Genomic DNA, 16,655 nt, shown 5'->3' with positions numbered 1-16,655 from the left:
CCACCCAACCATTCCCGGCGCCCGAGCGTTGGATGGGCGAGGAGAGGGGGCGCGCGGCAGGCCGAGGACCTCACGGTCCCGCAGCGGGCTGACCGTCGCCACGACCGGGTGCAAGACTGCAGGCATGCCCAGCACCCCCGTCCCCGCCGAGGCCCGAGCCCACACCGAGGACCTGGGGGTGTTCGTCCAGGCGTCGCCGTCGTCGTTCCACGCCGCCGCGGAGATCGCCCGCCGGGCCGTCGCGGCGGGGTTCACGACGTTGGCGGAGACCGATGCCTGGCCCGTGGTGCCGGGCGGCCGCTACGTCGTCGTCCGCGACGGGTCGGCGGTGGCGTTCGCGCTCCCCGACGACGCCGCGGCGACGACGCCGTTCACGATCCTCGGCACGCACACCGACTCCCCCGGCTTCAAGCTCAAGCCGCGCCCGACGACGGGCGGCCACGGCTTCTGGCAGGCGGGCGTCGAGGTGTACGGCGGGCCGCTGCTCAACTCGTGGCTCGACCGTGAGCTCGAGCTCGCCGGGCGGCTCGTGCTGCTCGACGGCACCGAGCACCTGGTGCGCACCGGGCCGCTGCTGCGGCTGCCGCAGCTCGCGATCCACCTCGACCGGTCGGCCAACGACGGCCTCACGCTCGACAAGCAGCGCCACACGCAGCCCGTGTGGGGGCTGGGCTCGGTCGACGACGCCGACCTGCTCGCCGCGCTCGCGCCCGCCGGCGTCGACCCGGCGGCCATCGGCGGGTACGACGTCGTCGTCGCAGACACGCAGGCACCGCGGGCGTTCGGGGCGGGCGGGGCGCTCTGGGCCTCCGGACGGCTGGACAACCTGCTCTCGACGCACGCGGCGCTCACCGCGCTGCTGTCCCTCGGCACGCCGACCGGGACGATCGCCGTCGTCGCCGCGTTCGACCACGAGGAGATCGGGTCCGAGTCGCGCTCCGGGGCCGCCGGGCCGCTCCTGCAGGACGTGCTCACGCGCGTCTGCGCGGCGCTCGGCGCCACGGCCGACGAGCGCGGGCGGGCGTTCGCCGCATCCTTCCACGTCTCCTCCGACGTCGGCCACGGCGTGCACCCCAACTACCCCGAGCGGCACGACCCCGCCAACCAGCCGCGCGTCGGCGGCGGCCCGATCCTCAAGATCAACGCCAACCAGCGCTACTCGACCGACGCGCACGGGGCCGCCCGCTGGGCCGCCGCCTGCGCCGCGGCGGGCGTGCCCTCCCAGGAGTTCGTGTCCAACAACGCGATCCCCTGCGGCTCGACCATCGGGCCCATCACCGCGACCCGCCTCGGGATCCGGACCGTCGACGTCGGGGTCCCGATCCTGTCGATGCACTCGGCGCGCGAGCTGACCGCCGTCGTCGACCCCTGGTACCTGTCACGGGCGATGGCGGCGGTGCTGCGGGCAGCGGACGCCGCGGACCGGGCCTGACGCGCCCCTTGACCGGCACCCCAGGTGCCGGACCGCCGCGCGCACCGGGGCGCGGACGCAGCCGGTGTCAGCACCGGTCCGTGTGCGCGGTGCCCCGTGTCAGCGCCGCTCGGCGCGATCGCGAACACCGCGCAGCATCCGCTGCGTCATCAGGAAGCTGACCGGCTGCACCGCCTCGACGAGCGCGCGTGATCCTGGCCCGTGCGGCACATACCGCTCGCGGACCAGCAGGCGGGTGCCCGTGCCGACGCGACGAAGCACGAACGACCACGTGAAGTCGTAGGGCGCCGCACCCGCGCCCGGGAGCTCGTCGGACCCCCGGAGCACCAGATGCCGGTCCTGCTCGAGGTCCGCCACCTGGAGCACGACACCGTCGGCGAGCAGCACCGGGTCGCCGACGGCGAGGTCCTGCCAGCGGTCCTCGACGGTGTCCGCGCTGTGGATGTCGAGGCCGATCATCCGCTCGAGCGCGTCGTAGGAGTAGAAGCCCCCGCGGCAGTAACCCAGCTGCACGAGCCAGGGCCACACGTCGCGCGGCGGGGCGTCGACGCCGATGCCCCGCGTGGCGACCACCCGAGCGTCCGGCAGCAGGTCGTCCCCCGGCAGGGCGGTGTCGGCCTCACCGGCCAGGGTGCCCCACGTCTGGGTCATGCGCCGCGTGAGCAGCGCGGCCCCGACGACGACGCCCGCGACGACGAGGGCGCGTACGCTCCGGCGGACCGGGCAGGTCTGAGAGGTGCGAGCCATCCCCCGATCGTGTCCGACGATCGGACACTCCACCAGGGTCGGTGGTCCTGCGAGGATGGCCCCGTGTCCGACGACGCCCCCCACCCGCTGCTCGACGTGCTCCTCGCGGGCGGTGCGCGGGCGGACCGGCTGACCCACGTGCGGACGCTCCCCGCCCGCGAGGGCGTGACCGCGGACTGGCCCGCGTGGGCCGACCCCGCCCTGGTCGCGGGATACCAGACGCTCGGCGTCGCGCGACCCTGGGTGCACCAGGCCGACGCCGCCTCCGCCGCATGGTCCGGACGGCACGTCGCCCTCGCGACGTCCACCGGGTCCGGCAAGTCGCTCGCGTTCTGGCTCCCCGGCCTCACCGCCGTCGGGCGGACCCTGCCGGCGCAGCAGCGCGGCACCGTGCTCTACCTGTCCCCCACCAAGGCGCTCGCGGCGGACCAGCTCGCCGCGCTCGAGCGCGTGCTCGCGGCGATGCCGTCCGACGCCGGACGCACGCTGCGGGTGACCACGTGCGACGGCGACACCCCCACGGACGAGCGGCGCTGGGTGCAGGACTACGCCGACGTCGTCCTCACCAACCCCGACTTCCTGCACTTCTCGCTGCTGCCGAACCACCGGCGGTGGTCGCGGTTCCTGCGGGCGCTGCGGTACGTCGTCGTCGACGAGGGGCACACGTACCGCGGGGTGTTCGGGGCGCACGTGTCGCTGGTGCTGCGGCGGCTGACCCGGCTCGTGGAGCACCACCGCGGCGGCTCCCTCACCTTCGTCGTCGCGAGCGCCACGTCGGCCGAGCCCGCCGCGAGCGCCGCCCGCCTGCTCGGCGTCGGTCCCGACGACGTCGAGGCGGTCACCGACGACGCGTCGCCGTCGGGACGCCGGACGGTGGCGCTGTGGCAGCCGCCGGAGATCGCGTCCTTCGCGTTCACGCGGGCCGACCCCGACGCCGAGGACCCGTGGGCGCTGCCCGACCCGCTCGACGCCGCGCACGAGGAGACCGAGCAGACCGCCGTCGTCACCACCGACGGCGCGGGCGAGCACCCGCGACGGTCCGCGACGGCCGAGGTGGCCGACCTGCTCGCCGACCTGGCCGCGGCCGGGGCGCGGACCCTCGCGTTCACGCGGTCGCGGCGTGGCGCGGAGTCGGTGGCGCAGGCGACGCGGGACCACCTGCGGCCGGTGTCGACGGACCTGTCCCGGCGGATCGCCGCCTACCGGGGCGGGTACCTGCCGGAGGAGCGTCGCGAGCTGGAGCAGGCGATCCGCACGGGGGCGCTGCTGGGCCTGGCGACGACGAACGCGCTCGAGCTCGGCGTCGACATCTCCGGGCTGGACGCCGTGCTCATCGCCGGCTGGCCGGGCACGCGCATGTCGCTGTGGCAGCAGGCCGGGCGGGCGGGGCGCGCAGGCGCCGACGGGCTGGTCGCGTTCGTCGCCCGCGAGGATCCGCTCGACACCTACCTCGTGACCCACCCGGAGGCGGTGTTCGACGCCCCGCTCGAGGCGACCGTGTTCGACCCGTCCAACCGGTACGTGCTCGCCCCCCAGCTGTGCGTCGCTGCGCAGGAGGTGCCGCTGCGCGCGGACGACCTCGCCCGGTTCGGCGACCCGGACCACGTGCGGGCGGTGCTCGACGAGCTCGTCGACGGCGGGGCGCTGCGTCGTCGGCCGTCGGGCTGGTACTGGACGCACGCTCAGCCCGCGGCATCGCTCGCGGACCTGCGCGGCTCCGGCGGGCGGCCCGTCCGCGTGGTCGAGGCGACCACGGGACGCCTTCTCGGCACGGTCGACGCCGGGTCCGCGGACGGGCAGGTGCACGACGGCGCGGTGTACGTGCACCAGGGCACGACGTTCGTGGTCGACCACCTGGACCTCACCGACCGGGTCGCGCTCGTCGTGCGACGGGACGTCGACCACGGGACGTGGTCGCGCGAGGTGATGACGATCGCGATCGAGGAACCGCACCCGGCGCTGCCGGCCGACGACGACGCGCATGCAGCCGGTCCCCGCACCGGCCCTGGCCGTGGCCCCGACGCCGCGACGAACGGGGCAGGCCCGTCCGGTGGCAGCACGGTGACCCGCCCCCTCGCCGACACGAGACGCTCCCGGGCCTGGGGTCCGGTCACCTGGGGCCTCGGCCCGGTCGAGGTCACGAGCCAGGTCATCAGCTTCGAGCGGCGCCGGCTGCCCGACCTGCAGGTGCTCGGCACCGAGCCGCTCGACCTGCCCGAGCGTTCGCTCGCGACGACGGCGGTGTGGTGGTCCGTCCCCGCGTTCGTGCTGCGCGCGGCGGGGCTGGACCCCGACGTCGTGCCTGGTGCGCTGCACGCCGCGGAGCACGCGTCGATCGGCCTGCTGCCCCTGCTCGCCACGTGCGACCGCTGGGACCTGGGCGGCGTCTCCACCGACCTGCACCCGGACACGGGCGAGGCGACCGTGTTCGTCTACGACGCCTACCCCGGCGGGGCGGGCTTCGCCGAACGCGGCTACGAGCTGGGCGCCACGTGGCTGCGCGCGACGCGTGACGCCATCGCCGCCTGCCCCTGCGACCACGGCTGCCCCGCGTGTGTGCAGTCCCCCAAGTGCGGGAACTACAACTCGCCCCTCGACAAGGCCGCGGCCGTCACGTTGCTCGACACGGTGCTGAGTCACGCGCCCCAGGACGGGCGCGTCTCCGCCGCAGCTCGCCGCCCTCATGGTCGATGACGACTCCGTTCGTGCGGGCAGGGTGCGGCTGATGTCGACGGTCTCCCCACGACCGACGATGCGGCCTGTGGACGCTGTGACGCCTGGCCTCGGACACGACGGGGAGGCTCAGCTGACGGGCGTTCCCCGATCTGGCTCGGGACGCGGACCTGCGCGGGCCGTCGCGGTGGCGTCGCGGGTGGCCCAGCCGGGCAGGCCCGCCGTCGGCCGGGCGACCGTCACGTCGACGACCCCGGCCCCCTCGACGACGCACCCCGCGAGCGTCCCTCCGTTGCGTTCGACGGCGTCGCGCGCGGTCGGGCACGGCTCAAAGCCGTCGCGGAGCGCCGTCGCCGCCGCCAGGGCACCGAGGTCGGCCGCGGCCTGCGCGGTCCCTCGTGCCTGCTGCGCCGCGCCGAGCGCCGCCAGCGCCAGCCCGGCCAGGAGGACGACGGCGGCGACCCCGAGGAGCAGCACCGTCCCCGCACCGCGTTCCGCGTCGCGGTTCCCGCTGGCCGCCTGACCGGAGGTCGCGGCCGTCACGGCTCCACCCACGCCGTCGCCGTGCCGGTCGCCCGGAGCGGCACGTGGGTGAACCACCCGCCGCCGACCGGCTTCGAGACCGCCACCTCGACCCACTCGCCGTCGCGTTCCAGCCGCACCCCGCAGCCGTCGCCGCACACCTTGCCGACCGTCGTGCGGACCTCGCCCTCGTCCTGGCCGATCGCCACGCCGCGCGCTCCGGCACGGGCCGCGTCCAGCGCGCGGAGCTGCGCACCGGACGCGGCCGCGATGGTGAGCACCGCGACGAGCAGCAGGACGACCACCGGCAGCCCGACGGCCAGCTCGGCCGTCACCGCGCCGCGTTCCCTCGCCGCTGTCGTCATGGCGGTGTCACACCACCGACAGCGCGGTCTGGATGATGCCCTCGAGCAGTCCCTTGACCATGTCGCCCTTGAGGATCACCACCAGCAGCCCCGCCAGCCCGACCGCGGCCAGCGTCGCGATCGCGTACTCGGCCGTCGCCATGCCGGCCTCGTGGTCGGTGAGCGACGACGCCTCGGTCTCCTGCACCAGCTCCTGCCTCATGCCAACCCCTCTCGTCTGCGCCCGACGTTCGTCGAGACGCCCCTGCACCGCGGCACTCACCGCGATGCGCCCGACGTCGCGGCGGTCGCCACGACGTGCCTCCTGCCCGGCCGACAACCGGGTCGTCCCTGAAGCGAGCGGTCACCCGGCGAGCACCCCGCTCCCGAGCGCCAGCAGCACCGGGGCGAGCCCCACCAGCACGAACGCCGGGAGGAAGCACGTTCCGAGCGGCAGCACCAGCCGCACACCCAGCCGTCCCGCCGCCGTGCGGCCGGCGTCGCGGCGCGCCCGCAGCAGCTCGTCGCCCGCGGCGCTGAGCGCCTCGCCCGGTGCCGCGCCCTCCTCCCACGTGGGCCGCAGCGCCCGCGCCACCACGTCGAGCCGCGACGGCGCGTCCGCCCACGCGGCGGTCCACGGCGCGCCGAGCCGGAGAGCCGCCGCGACCGGTGCGAGCACCGCACCGTCCACACCGCCGACGGCGTCTGCCACCGCGGCGAGCGCCCGCGGGATCCCCGCTCCCGCCCGCAGCGCAGCGCCGACGAGCTCGAGCACCACGGTCGGGTCGACGAGCTCTGCGGCCTCGGGCTCACGCCGGGAGGGTGTCGCGCGCGCGAGCGCCGCACGTCGCCGCCGACCGGTCCACGCCTCCAGCGCCCACGGAGCCACGGCGACCAGCGCCAGCGCGGCGATCACGGTTCCGCCCCGGCACGCCGTGCGACGGCGACCAGCCGTCCCGTCCACCAGCGGCCGACGGCGGCGAGCGCGAGCCCCGCGGTGACGGCGGCTGTCCCCGCACCGCCGTCGGTCGCGACCGCCACGGGGTCGGCGCCCAGCGTCCAGCCGAGCAGGGCACCCGCCGCGGGCAGCCACAGCAGCACCCGGGCGGTGGTCCGCGGGCCGGCCAGCGCGGCCTCGCGCTCTGCGGCGGCCTCGGCCTGCGCCACGAGCGCGTCGGACACCGCCTCCAGCACGCGGCCGAGCGGGGCCCCGACGGTCAGTGCGAGACGCGTCGCGGCGCACACGGCCCGCGCAGGTCCCTCCCCGACGACGGTAGCCAGCGCCCCGACCTCGGGCACCCCGAGCGCGTCGACCGGCACGCCGGCGGCGCGCGTCCACGCGGCACCGGGCGGGGCGCCCGCCCGCAAGAGCGCGGAGACCTGGGCGACCACGACCCGCACGCGGACACCGTCCTCCGGCCGCCGCCACGGCAGCGCCTGGAGACCTCGCCGCACGCCGCCCCACGCGCCGGCGGGTCGTCGCGCACCGAGGACCCGCAGCGCGCCGCGCCCACCGGGCGCGAGCGCCGCCGCCACGGCGACTCCTACGGCGACGCCGGTGACCATGGCCGCAGCGGCCCCGCTCACGCGACCCACCTCGCGAGGAGCCCGTCCCAGCCGTCCGGGTCCGTGACCGTCGCCGCACCCGACCCGTCCCACCGCGCGACCTCCCGCACCGCGAACCCGCCACCATCGCGTGCGGCCAGGCCACCGCGCTCCACCGCACCACGGCCTGCGACCACCGCACCGCGCCCGACCACCCCGACCGCCTCGACGAACCGCCGCCCGCCCGCCCGCCGCACGTGGAGCACGACGTCCACCGCCGCGACGGCCTGCGCGGCGACGGCGTCGCGGGACATCCCGGCGAGCGCCGCGAGCGCCTCCAGGCGCGCGGGCACGTGCTCGACGGCGTTGGCGTGCAGGGTCGCGAGGCCGCCGTCGTGCCCCGTGTTGAGCGCGAGCAGCACCTCGCGCACCTCCGCGCCGCGGCACTCGCCGACGACGATGCGGTCGGGCCGCATGCGCAGCGCGGCCCGGACGAGCTCGGTCAGCCCGACGGCCCCGGCGCCCTCGACGTTGGCCCGCCGCGTCACGAGCGGGACCACATGCGGGTGCGCGGGCGCGAGCTCCCGGGCCTCCTCGACGGTCACGACGCGCTCGTCGGGCGGCACGAGGCCGAGGAGCGCGGCGAGCAGCGTCGTCTTGCCGGTGCCCGTCCCGCCGCTGATCAGGACGTTCGCGCGACCCGCGACCAGCCCGCGCAGCAGCGCGTCCCACCCGGGGGCCAGCGACCCGCCCGCCGCCAGGTCGGCGAGCCCGAGCCCCGACTGCCGCAGGACGCGCAGCGAGATCGCCGCGCCGGCCGGGACGAGCGGCTCGACGACCGCGTGCAGCCGGGTCCCGTCCGGGAGCCGCCCGTCGCACACGGGTGCCGCGTCGTCGAGCCGCTGCCCGGCGAGCGCCGCGAGCCGCACCGCGAGCGCGCGGGTCGCGCCGGGCGTCCCGAGGTCGACGTCGGTGCGCTCGAGCCCGCGGCCGCGGTCGACCCAGACCTCGCGCGGGCCGTTGACGACGACGTCGGTGACGTCCGGCAGCTCGAGCAGGGGTTGCAGCGGACCGGCCCCGGCGAGCTCGGCCCGCGCCGCCCGCGTGAGCTCGCGCAGCGCGGCCGACCCGAGCACTCGCCCGCTGGCCGTGAGCGCCGCACCGACGGCGGCGTCGTCGATCTCCCGGTCCGCGAGGCGCCCGCGCACGTCGGCGAGCAGCCCGGCGTCGAGCCCGGTCACGACGCGCTCCCTCGGGGGAGCACCGCGGCGCGGACCGCACCCGACCAGGCATCACCCGCCCGACCACGCCCACGTCCAGCCCCAGCGCCGCGCCGATCCACCACAGCTCGCCAGTCCCCCGCCGTCCGCCCGTCCAGCGCCGTTCGCCCGTCCACCACCCGGGCGAGGTCCCCCGCCAGCCGCCCGAGCCGCGTCCCGCGCCCGACCCGCGGCCCCTCGCCGCGCTCGACCGCCGCCGCCAGCCCCCGGTCGTGCCCGACCTCGGCGACGACCTCCAGCCCGGTCAGCTCCTCGAGGTCCCCCGCGGGCGACCCTCCGGTCTGCGTCCGGCGCGCGACGATCCGTCTCCGCCCGCCCGTGACCTCGGCGAGCGCCCGCGCGACCGCCACGGCGCCCGAGGCACCGACGACGTCGGTTCCCGCCACGAGGAGCACGTCGTCGGCGTCGGCGAGCAGCGCCCGGGCCGCGGCCGTCCACGCCCCCGGCCGCGGGAGGTCCAGCACGACGGCCTCGCCCACCCGGAGCAGCGCCGCGCACACGTCGAGCACGACGTCGTCGTCGGGACCGGTCGGCGCGTGCCGCGTGCCGGAGAGCACCGGGACGCTGCCCCACCGGGGCAGCGCGGCGAGCAGGCCGCGGCCGTCGACGTCGCCGCGCGCGTCGACGAGCTCGGGCCAGCGGGCGCCGGGCTCGTCCTCGATCCCGAGCAGGACGTCGACGCCGGGGCCGCCGGCGTCGAGGTCGAGCAGCACGCCACGCCCGGACGCGCGCCGCAGCCCGTGCGCGAGCGCGGCGGCGACACAGGACGTCCCGGCGCCGCCGGTGGCGCCGACGACGGCGACCAGAGGAGAGTTCATGCCGCCACCCTGACCGCGGGCGGCAGCCTCGCGGCGCGGGTCCGCGGGGCCTGTGCACAACCGCGCGCGGCCCCCTCCTGGGGGCCGTGCCCCGGGCTCCTACACCCGGGCGGCGACCGCCCCCAGCTCCCGCTCGCGCCGCAGCGCGGGGACGAAGCAGACCGCCCCGAGCACCGAGAACGCCCCGCCGAGCACCATCGCCACCGGCGTCGACACGCTCTGGGCCGTCCACCCGAGCGCCGGCGAGGCCACCGCGAACGACGCGAAGCCGAGCATCGACGCCATCGACAGGACTGTCGACCGGTTGCTCGCGGCGGCCTCGCGGTGCAGCAGCGCCTCGTACACGGGCCCGCCCGACCCGTGCAGCCCGTAGGTCACCAGGTAGGCCGCGACGAGCGCGACCGGCCCGGCCACGAGCCCCATCCACACCGCGCCGAGGCCGTTGAGCACGCGAGAGGCGAGCGCCGTCCTCGCCACCCCGAACCGGCCCGACGCCAGCCCCGCGAGCCCGGCGCCCGCCGCGAACACGGCCCAGCCCACCGCGGCGACGACGCCCATGAGCGCGCCCGCGCGCTGCGTGGACCCCAGCACCTCCCCGAGCCGCAGCGGCATGAGCGACTCGAACACGACCATCGCAGCCGCCCAGAACACCTCGACCAGCAGCAGCCCCCGCAGCACGCGGTTGTCGCGCGCGAGCCGCAGCCCGTCGGCGACGACCCGCGGCGCCCGCCGTGCCTCGCGCAGCGCCGCGCCCCAGCCCCGCCGGGGCCGCTCGGCGGCCGGCACCGGGCCCCCGCCCGTCGCCGCCGCCCCGCCACGCCGGGGCACGTCCGCGTCCTCCCGCAGCAGCGTCGCCGTCGCCACCAGGTGCACGACGGCGAGCACGGCGTAGACGACGTAGGGGAACGTGAGCGCGGACCACGCCACCACCGGGTGCCACCACACGAGCCCGCCCGAGACGAGCGCGCCGAGGGCGATGGAGACGCCGAGCACCGCGCTCGACTGCGAGAGCGTGCGGTCGACGTCGGCGCCCGGGTGGGTGCGGTGCACCGTGTCGACGAACCAGGCCGTCAGCGGCCCGGAGTCGAGCGCCCGGAACACGCCCGTGACGACGGCCCCGACGGCGAAGGCGACCGCCGAGTGCGCGGTCGCGTAGAGCACCGGCACCGCCACCTGCAGCGCCGCGGCGGTCACGAGGAGCGGCTTGCGTCCCATCGCGTCGGCGATGCCCGACGTCGGCAGCTCCAGCAGGAACACGACGATCCCGGCGAACGACATGTTCGTCAGCGCCTGCCCCACGGACAGCCCTCGCTCGACCATGAGCAGCACCGTCACGCTGACCACGAGCCCGATCGGGAACCACCGGGTGACGGTGAGGGTCAGGAAGACGCGGCGGGCGGCCTCGACGGTCACGGCTCGTCCTCGGTGGGCGGCGCGAGCTCCGCGTCGAGCGGCATCGAGGTGCGGTACAGGGCGATGCGTCGCGCCCGCGGGTCGCCGGCGCCCGCCTCGTGGTAGCGGAGCACCACCGCCTCGATCTCCGCCTTGAGCGCCACGAGCTGCTCCGGCGTGACGGTCACCCAGGTGTCCTCGAGCCCGAGGGCGTCCTGCCAGGCCGCCGGCCAGGTGTCGGCGACGTCGATCCAGTCGTTGAAGCGCTGGTCGTAGGTGCGCTGGTACTCCCGCTCGAGCCAGCTCATCGCGGTGCGGGCGTCCTCGTCGTCGGCGAACGCGCTGTTGCGCCAGCCGTGGCTCTCGGTGCTCGCCGCCCACAGCCGCTCCTTGCCGCGCCCGCGGCCCGTGTCGACGACGAGGCCGACGCCCTCGAGCCGCCGCAGGTGGTAGCTCGTGGCGCCGGAGTTGGTGCGCAGCGCGGCGGCGAGCGCGGTCGCCGTGGCAGGCCCGCCGCGGCGCAGCTGGGAGAGCAGCCGGGAGCGCAGCGGGTGGGCGAGCACCTTCACGGACTCGGCGGTGAGCTCGACGTGACGGATCTCCATCTCGGCACCGTACGCCCGCACATTTTCTGTGCACAAGAGTTATGCACCCTCGGACCGTGCCTCCGCTAGGCTCGCCACCGTGACCCGCGTCGCCGCCTTCTTCGACCTCGACAAGACGATCATCGCTACGAGCGCCTCGGCCGCCCTCTCGCGCCCGTTCTACGAGGGCGGCCTGGTCACGCGCGGCGACGTCCTGCGCTCCGCGTACGCGCACTTCCTGTTCGTGGTGGGCTCCGCCGACGCCGACCAGACCGAGCGCATGCGCAAGCACCTCTCCGAGCTCGCCGCCGGGTGGGACGTCGAGAAGGTCCGCCAGATCGTCGCCGAGACCGTCCACGACGTCATCGACCCGTACGTCTACGCCGAGGCCGTCGACCTCATCGCCGAGCACCACGAGCTGGGCCACGACGTCGTCGTCGTCTCGGCGTCGGGCGCCGAGCTCGTCGAGCCGATCGCCGCGGTGCTCGGCGCCGACCACACGATCGCCACCCGTATGAAGGTCTCCGAGGGCCGGTACACGGGCGAGATGGACTTCTACGCGTACGGCGAGAACAAGGCGGTCGCCATCCGCGAGCTCGCTGAGAGGTACGGCTACGACCTCGAGCGCTCGTACGCCTACACGGACTCGATCACCGACGCCCCGATGCTCGACGCCGTCGGGCACGGCTTCGCCGTCAACCCGGACCGCACGCTGCGCCGGCTCGCCGCCGAGCGCGGCTGGGGAACGCTCCAGTTCACACGCCCCGTGGCCCTGCGTACCGCGCTGCGCCCGCCGACGCCGGTGCTCGCCGTGCTGGGCGCCGCCGCGGTCGCGGTCGTCGCGTTCTGCGTGTGGCGCAGCGTCCGCCGCCGCTGACCGATCACGCCGACCGACCACGTTGACCGATCACACCGTGCCACGGTGGCTTGCGGTTCCCCGCACCCGGGCGTTCCATGGAGTCACAGCAAGAACTCGGCAGGGCACGGAACCCACGCCAAGGTAGTCCGCTTCTCAGGACACTCCGGCGGGCCAGGTCCCGTGACGGAGCAGGACATCGGCGCCTGCTACCCGTGCCCCCCGGCGAGCGCGGCACCCGGTCGACAAAGACTCCCGGGTGCCGCAATCGTGTCCGCTTACCGCCACGCCCCCCGCTCGTACTGCTTCGCCCACGCGACGTCGCCGCCGAGCTCGTGCGCCGCGCGCAGCGGCCAGTGCGGGTCGCGCAGCGCCTCCCGGCCGACCAGCACGGCGTCGGCCGCGCCGTCGCGCAGGATCGTCTCCGCCTGGAGTGCCGACGTGACCAGCCCGACGGCCGCCGTCGGCAGCCCCGAGACGTCCCGCACGCGCCGCGCGTGCGGCACCTGGTAGCCGGGTCCCACGGGGACCGTCGCGGGCACGAGCCCGCCGGTCGAGACGTCGACCAGGTCGACGTCGAGCCCCTTGAGCACGCCGGCGACGTCGTCGGCCTCGAGGCCGCCGGGCGTCCAGTCGGTCGCCGAGACGCGCACGAGCAGCGGCTTGCCGTCGGGCCACACCTCGCGCACGGCGGCCACGGACTCGACGAGGAGCCGCGCCCGGTTCTCGGGCGTGCCGCCGTAGGCGTCCGTGCGATGGTTCGTGAGCGGCGAGAGGAACTGGTGCAGCAGGTAGCCGTGCGCGGCGTGCAGCTCGACGACGTCGAACCCGGCGGCGTGCGCGCGGCGGGCCGCGGCGGCGAACTGCTCCGGCACGTCGGCCACCTGCGCCGGCGTCATCGCGGCGGGCGCCGCGTACCCCGGGAAGGCCAGGTCGGTGGGCCCGAGCGTCGTCCACCCGCCCTCCGCGGCGGGCACCGAGCCCTGCACGGGCGACCACGGCCGGAACGTGGACGCCTTGCGCCCCGCGTGGGCGAGCTGCACGCCGACGGCCGCGCCCTGCGCGCGCACGAAGTCCGTGACGCGCCGCCACGCGGTCACCTGGTCGTCGTTCCACAGCCCGGCGTCATGCGGCGTGATGCGCCCCTCCGGCGCGACGGCGGTCGCCTCGGCGAGCAGCAGCCCGAACCCGCCGACGGCACGGGCGCCCAGGTGCGCGAGGTGCCAGTCGCCGACGACGCCGTCGACGGCCGAGTACTGGCACATCGGCGCCAGCCAGGCACGGTTCGGGACGGTCAGGTCGCGCAGCCGGTACGGCTCGAGGAGGAGGGTCACCCGACCGACCCTAGGTCGGAGCCCTGGGGGCGCGGACGTGCTCACGGTGTGATCTCGGCCTGTGAGCGCGGTCACGTCGTGGGTCTACACTCACGACCGCGGCTCCGCAACGGAGCGGTGCCGCGCCCGCAACGACGCTGGAGGACTCCGTTGACCACGAAGCCTGAGGCCCCGAGCCTCGAGAACCTGCTGCACGAGACGCGGGCGTTCCCGCCGGCCTCCGCGTTCGCCGCCCAGGCCAACGCCCAGGCCTCGCTGTACGACGAGGCCGCGGCCGACCGGCTGGGGTTCTGGGCCACGCAGGCCCGCGAGCTCGTCTCCTGGCACACCCCGTTCACGCAGACGCTCGACTGGTCCGACGCCCCCGTCGCCCGCTGGTTCGCCGACGGCACGCTCAACGCCGCCTACAACGCCGTCGACCGGCACGTCGAGGCCGGGCGCGGCGACCGCGTCGCCATCCACTTCGAGGGCGAGCCGGGCGACACCCGCACCGTCACCTACGCCGACCTCCAGCGCGACGTCGCCCGTGCCGCCAACGCGCTCAACGCGCTCGGCGTGAGCAAGGGCGACCGCGTCGTCATCTACCTGCCCATGCTCGTCGAGTCGGTCGTCGCGATGCTGGCGTGCGCGCGCATCGGCGCCGCCCACTCCGTCGTCTTCGGCGGCTTCTCCGCCGACGCCCTGCGCAGCCGCATCGCCGACGCCGAGGCCACCCTGGTCATCACCGCCGACGGCGGCTACCGCCGTGGCGCCCCCTCCGCGCTCAAGCCGGCGGTCGACGAGGCGCTCGCCGGGGAGGGCACCGACACGGTCCGGCACGTGCTCGTCGTGCGCCGCACCGGCCAGGAGACCGCCTGGACGCCGGGTCGCGACATCTGGTGGCACGACGCCCTGGAGTCCGCCGACACCTTCCACGAGCCCGTGTGGGTCGACGCCGAGCACCCGTTGTTCATCCTCTACACCTCCGGCACCACGGGGAAGCCCAAGGGCATCCTCCACACCACGGGCGGCTACCTCACCCAGGCCGCCTACACCCACAGATACGTCTTCGACCTCAAGGACGACGACGTCTACTGGTGCACCGCCGACATCGGCTGGGTCACCGGCCACTCCTACGTCGTCTACGGCCCGCTGACCAACGGCGCCACGCAGGTCATCTACGAGGGCACCCCCGACACCCCGCACCGCGGCCGCTGGTGGGAGCTCGTCGAGAAGTACGGCGTCTCCATCCTCTACACGGCCCCCACCGCGATCCGCACCTGCATGAAGTGGGGCGAGGACATCCCCGCCGCCTTCGACCTGTCCTCGCTGCGCCTGCTCGGCTCGGTGGGCGAGCCCATCAACCCCGAGGCGTGGATGTGGTACCGCCGCGTCATCGGCGGCGACACCGCCCCCATCGTCGACACCTGGTGGCAGACGGAGACCGGCGCCATCATGATCAGCCCGCTCCCGGGCGTCACCGCCACCAAGCCGGGCTCGGCCCAGGTGCCGCTCCCCGGCATCGCCGCCGACGTCGTCGACGACGAGGCGCACCCCGTGCCCGACGGCGGGGGCGGCTACCTGGTGCTCACCGAGCCGTGGCCGGCGATGCTGCGCGGCATCTGGGGCGACCGCCAGCGGTACGAGGACACGTACTGGTCGCGCTTCCGCGGCATCTACTTCGCGGGCGACGGCGCCAAGAAGGACGACGACGGCGACATCTGGCTGCTCGGCCGCGTCGACGACGTCATGAACGTCTCCGGCCACCGCCTGTCGACCACGGAGATCGAGTCGGCGCTCGTGTCGCACGACATCGTGGCCGAGGCCGCCGTCGTGGGCGCGTCCGACGACATGACGGGCCAGGCCGTCGTCGCGTTCGTCATCCTGCGCGGCGAGCACGCCGACCGGGCGTCCACCCCGGAGGGTGCGGAGGCCGTGCAGCAGGAGCTGCGCAACCACGTGGCCAAGGAGATCGGGCCCATCGCGAAGCCGAAGCGCATCCTCGTCGTGCCGGAGCTGCCGAAGACCCGCTCGGGAAAGATCATGCGCCGCCTGCTGCGCGACGTCGCCGAGAACCGCACGGTCGGGGACGCCACCACGCTCGCCGACTCCTCGGTGATGGAGCTGATCTCGGCCGGGCTCTCGGCGGGGAGGTCCCCGGAGGACTGACTGGCGTCTCCGGGGGACGACCCGTCGGTGATGATGGGAGCGTGCGCATGCCCTCCCCCCTGTCGATCGGTCCCCTGAGCCCTCCCGACGTCGACGGCGTCCGGGCGCTGGCCGCGGCGTCGGCGGCCGCCGACGGCGTCGAGCCCCTGTCCGAGCAGCCCCTGCTGCGGCTCGGGGTCGACGAGGGGTGGCTGACGCACGCCGTCGCGCGGTCGAAGGCCGGGCAGGTCGTCGGGTACGTGCAGGTCGACCGGGGCGGGGAGGACGCGAGCGCCGAGCTCGTCGTGCACCCCGAGCACCGGCGCGGCGGCGTCGGGCGGCTGCTGCTGCGCACGGCCGAGCGGGACGCGACCCTGCCGCAGTTCGGCGGGACGGCCGGGCACCACGGGAAGCGGCTGCGCGTCTGGGCGCACGGGAACCTGGGGCCCGCGCGGGCGTTCGCGGCACGGGCCGGCTACGTCGTCGTGCGCGAGCTGCTGTTCCTGGCCAGGCCCCTCCCGGGGGCGGCCGAGCCGGCGGGAGCGGCCGTGCCGCCCGGGTACCGCGTGCGCACCTTCGAGCCGGGGCGGGACGACGACGCCTGGGTGGCGCTCAACGCGCGGGCGTTCGCCGCGCACCCCGAGCAGGGCCGCCTCACGGTCGCCGACCTGCACGACCGGATGGCCGAGCCGTGGTTCGACGCGGCCGGGTTCTTCCTCGTCGAGGACGCCGACGGAGGCCTCGCGGCGTCGCTGTGGACGAAGGTCGAGGGCGGGGACGGGGAGATCTACGCCGTCGGCGTCGACCCCGACCACCAGGGCCGCGGGCTCGGCCGGGCGCTGACGTCGACCGCGCTGGAGCACCTCGCGGGGCGCGCGACCCGGGCGACCCTCTACGTCGACGGCGACAACTCCGCCGCGCTCGCCGTGTACGACCGCGCCGGGTTCGCGCGCGCGGCGGTCGACGTGCAGTACGGACCGTCGAACGGTGCGATCATCTAG

Annotated in this window: 16 protein-coding genes; 5 read left to right on the top strand and 11 right to left on the bottom strand. The window is 76.1% G+C overall.

The genetic code is table 11. The features are described from left to right. Positions 1-124: 124 nt before the first annotated feature. The gene (locus tag ET471_RS07100) at positions 125-1,432 is read left to right on the top strand and encodes a M18 family aminopeptidase (protein ID WP_129187240.1); all 1,308 of its coding nucleotides are present in this window, start codon (positions 125-127) and stop codon (positions 1,430-1,432) included. 99 nt (positions 1,433-1,531) lie between these two features. Here ET471_RS07100 and ET471_RS07095 read toward each other — a convergent pair whose 3' ends face one another. Further along, complete coding sequence (locus ET471_RS07095) at positions 1,532-2,179, bottom strand: SRPBCC family protein (RefSeq protein WP_129187238.1); 648 nt, start codon at positions 2,177-2,179, stop codon at positions 1,532-1,534. A 63-nt stretch (positions 2,180-2,242) separates the two neighbouring features. On the opposite strand from ET471_RS07095, the gene ET471_RS07090 reads away from it, so the two are divergent. Further along, the gene (locus ET471_RS07090) at positions 2,243-4,873 is read left to right on the top strand and encodes a DEAD/DEAH box helicase (protein WP_242496460.1); all 2,631 of its coding nucleotides are present in this window, start codon (positions 2,243-2,245) and stop codon (positions 4,871-4,873) included. A gap of 108 nt (positions 4,874-4,981) precedes the next feature. Here ET471_RS07090 and ET471_RS07085 read toward each other — a convergent pair whose 3' ends face one another. The 9 genes from ET471_RS07085 to ET471_RS07045 form a co-directional block, all read right to left on the bottom strand. Further along, positions 4,982-5,395: an Rv3654c family TadE-like protein gene (locus tag ET471_RS07085; protein ID WP_129187236.1), complete on the bottom strand. Its 414-nt coding sequence runs from the start codon at positions 5,393-5,395 to the stop codon at positions 4,982-4,984. Beyond that, a complete protein-coding gene (locus ET471_RS07080) occupies positions 5,392-5,709 on the bottom strand; it encodes a TadE family type IV pilus minor pilin (RefSeq protein ID WP_242496459.1) in 318 nt (105 codons plus the stop codon). The genes ET471_RS07085 and ET471_RS07080 overlap by 4 nt, the downstream gene beginning before the upstream one ends. A gap of 37 nt (positions 5,710-5,746) precedes the next feature. Further along, entirely contained in the window at positions 5,747-5,941 is a 195-nt protein-coding gene (locus ET471_RS07075; protein ID WP_129187232.1) for a DUF4244 domain-containing protein, read from the bottom strand. A 141-nt stretch (positions 5,942-6,082) separates the two neighbouring features. Next, a complete protein-coding gene (locus tag ET471_RS07070) occupies positions 6,083-6,634 on the bottom strand; it encodes a type II secretion system F family protein (RefSeq protein ID WP_129187230.1) in 552 nt (183 codons plus the stop codon). Further along, complete coding sequence (locus ET471_RS07065; RefSeq protein WP_242496458.1) at positions 6,631-7,305, bottom strand: hypothetical protein; 675 nt, start codon at positions 7,303-7,305, stop codon at positions 6,631-6,633. The genes ET471_RS07070 and ET471_RS07065 overlap by 4 nt, the downstream gene beginning before the upstream one ends. Next, on the bottom strand, positions 7,302-8,504 hold the full coding sequence (locus ET471_RS07060; RefSeq protein ID WP_129187228.1) for a TadA family conjugal transfer-associated ATPase: 1,203 nt from the start codon (positions 8,502-8,504) through the stop codon (positions 7,302-7,304). Before ET471_RS07060 ends, ET471_RS07065 begins: the two co-directional genes overlap by 4 nt. Continuing rightward, the gene (locus ET471_RS07055; protein WP_207207349.1) at positions 8,501-9,361 is read right to left on the bottom strand and encodes a CpaE-like family protein; all 861 of its coding nucleotides are present in this window, start codon (positions 9,359-9,361) and stop codon (positions 8,501-8,503) included. Before ET471_RS07055 ends, ET471_RS07060 begins: the two co-directional genes overlap by 4 nt. 99 nt (positions 9,362-9,460) lie before the next feature. Further along, the gene (locus tag ET471_RS07050) at positions 9,461-10,774 is read right to left on the bottom strand and encodes an MFS transporter (protein ID WP_129187226.1); all 1,314 of its coding nucleotides are present in this window, start codon (positions 10,772-10,774) and stop codon (positions 9,461-9,463) included. Beyond that, positions 10,771-11,358, bottom strand: a complete 588-nt coding sequence (locus tag ET471_RS07045) for a winged helix-turn-helix domain-containing protein (protein WP_129187225.1) — start codon at positions 11,356-11,358, stop codon at positions 10,771-10,773. The genes ET471_RS07050 and ET471_RS07045 overlap by 4 nt, the downstream gene beginning before the upstream one ends. Before the next feature lie 79 nt (positions 11,359-11,437). Here ET471_RS07045 and ET471_RS07040 point away from each other — a divergent pair, with 79 nt between their 5' ends. Next, entirely contained in the window at positions 11,438-12,214 is a 777-nt protein-coding gene (locus ET471_RS07040; RefSeq protein WP_129187223.1) for an HAD family hydrolase, read from the top strand. 257 nt (positions 12,215-12,471) lie between these two features. Here the strand turns inward: ET471_RS07040 and ET471_RS07035 are convergent, their stop codons facing one another. Then, entirely contained in the window at positions 12,472-13,527 is a 1,056-nt protein-coding gene (locus tag ET471_RS07035; RefSeq protein ID WP_129187222.1) for an NADH:flavin oxidoreductase/NADH oxidase, read from the bottom strand. Between the two features lie 150 nt (positions 13,528-13,677). Between ET471_RS07035 and acs the strand changes: the two genes are divergently transcribed. Both acs and mshD read left to right on the top strand, forming a co-directional pair. Further along, positions 13,678-15,675 carry an acetate--CoA ligase gene (gene acs / locus ET471_RS07030; protein ID WP_129187221.1) on the top strand — a complete coding sequence of 666 codons (1,998 nt, stop codon included), beginning with the start codon at positions 13,678-13,680 and terminating at the stop codon, positions 15,673-15,675. Positions 15,676-15,722: 47 nt separating this feature from the next. Further along, positions 15,723-16,655, top strand: coding sequence for a mycothiol synthase (gene mshD / locus ET471_RS07025; protein ID WP_129187220.1), 933 nt, complete (start codon positions 15,723-15,725; stop codon positions 16,653-16,655).

The organism is Xylanimonas protaetiae (genome assembly GCF_004135385.1).
Taxonomy (GTDB): domain Bacteria; phylum Actinomycetota; class Actinomycetes; order Actinomycetales; family Cellulomonadaceae; genus Xylanimonas; species Xylanimonas protaetiae.
The sequence above is the reverse complement of the archived record's forward strand: the minus strand, read 5'-3'. Positions and strand labels throughout refer to the sequence as shown.

Coding starts and splice junctions, on each gene's coding strand:
- ET471_RS07100 (WP_129187240.1), top strand. CDS start 125: ATGCCCAGCACCCCCGTCCCCGCCGAGGCCCGAGCCCACACCGAGGAC.
- ET471_RS07095 (WP_129187238.1), bottom strand. CDS start 2,179: ATGGCTCGCACCTCTCAGACCTGCCCGGTCCGCCGGAGCGTACGCGCC.
- ET471_RS07075 (WP_129187232.1), bottom strand. CDS start 5,941: ATGAGGCAGGAGCTGGTGCAGGAGACCGAGGCGTCGTCGCTCACCGAC.
- ET471_RS07055 (WP_207207349.1), bottom strand. CDS start 9,361: ATGAACTCTCCTCTGGTCGCCGTCGTCGGCGCCACCGGCGGCGCCGGG.
- ET471_RS07045 (WP_129187225.1), bottom strand. CDS start 11,358: ATGGAGATCCGTCACGTCGAGCTCACCGCCGAGTCCGTGAAGGTGCTC.
- mshD (WP_129187220.1), top strand. CDS start 15,723: ATGCCCTCCCCCCTGTCGATCGGTCCCCTGAGCCCTCCCGACGTCGAC.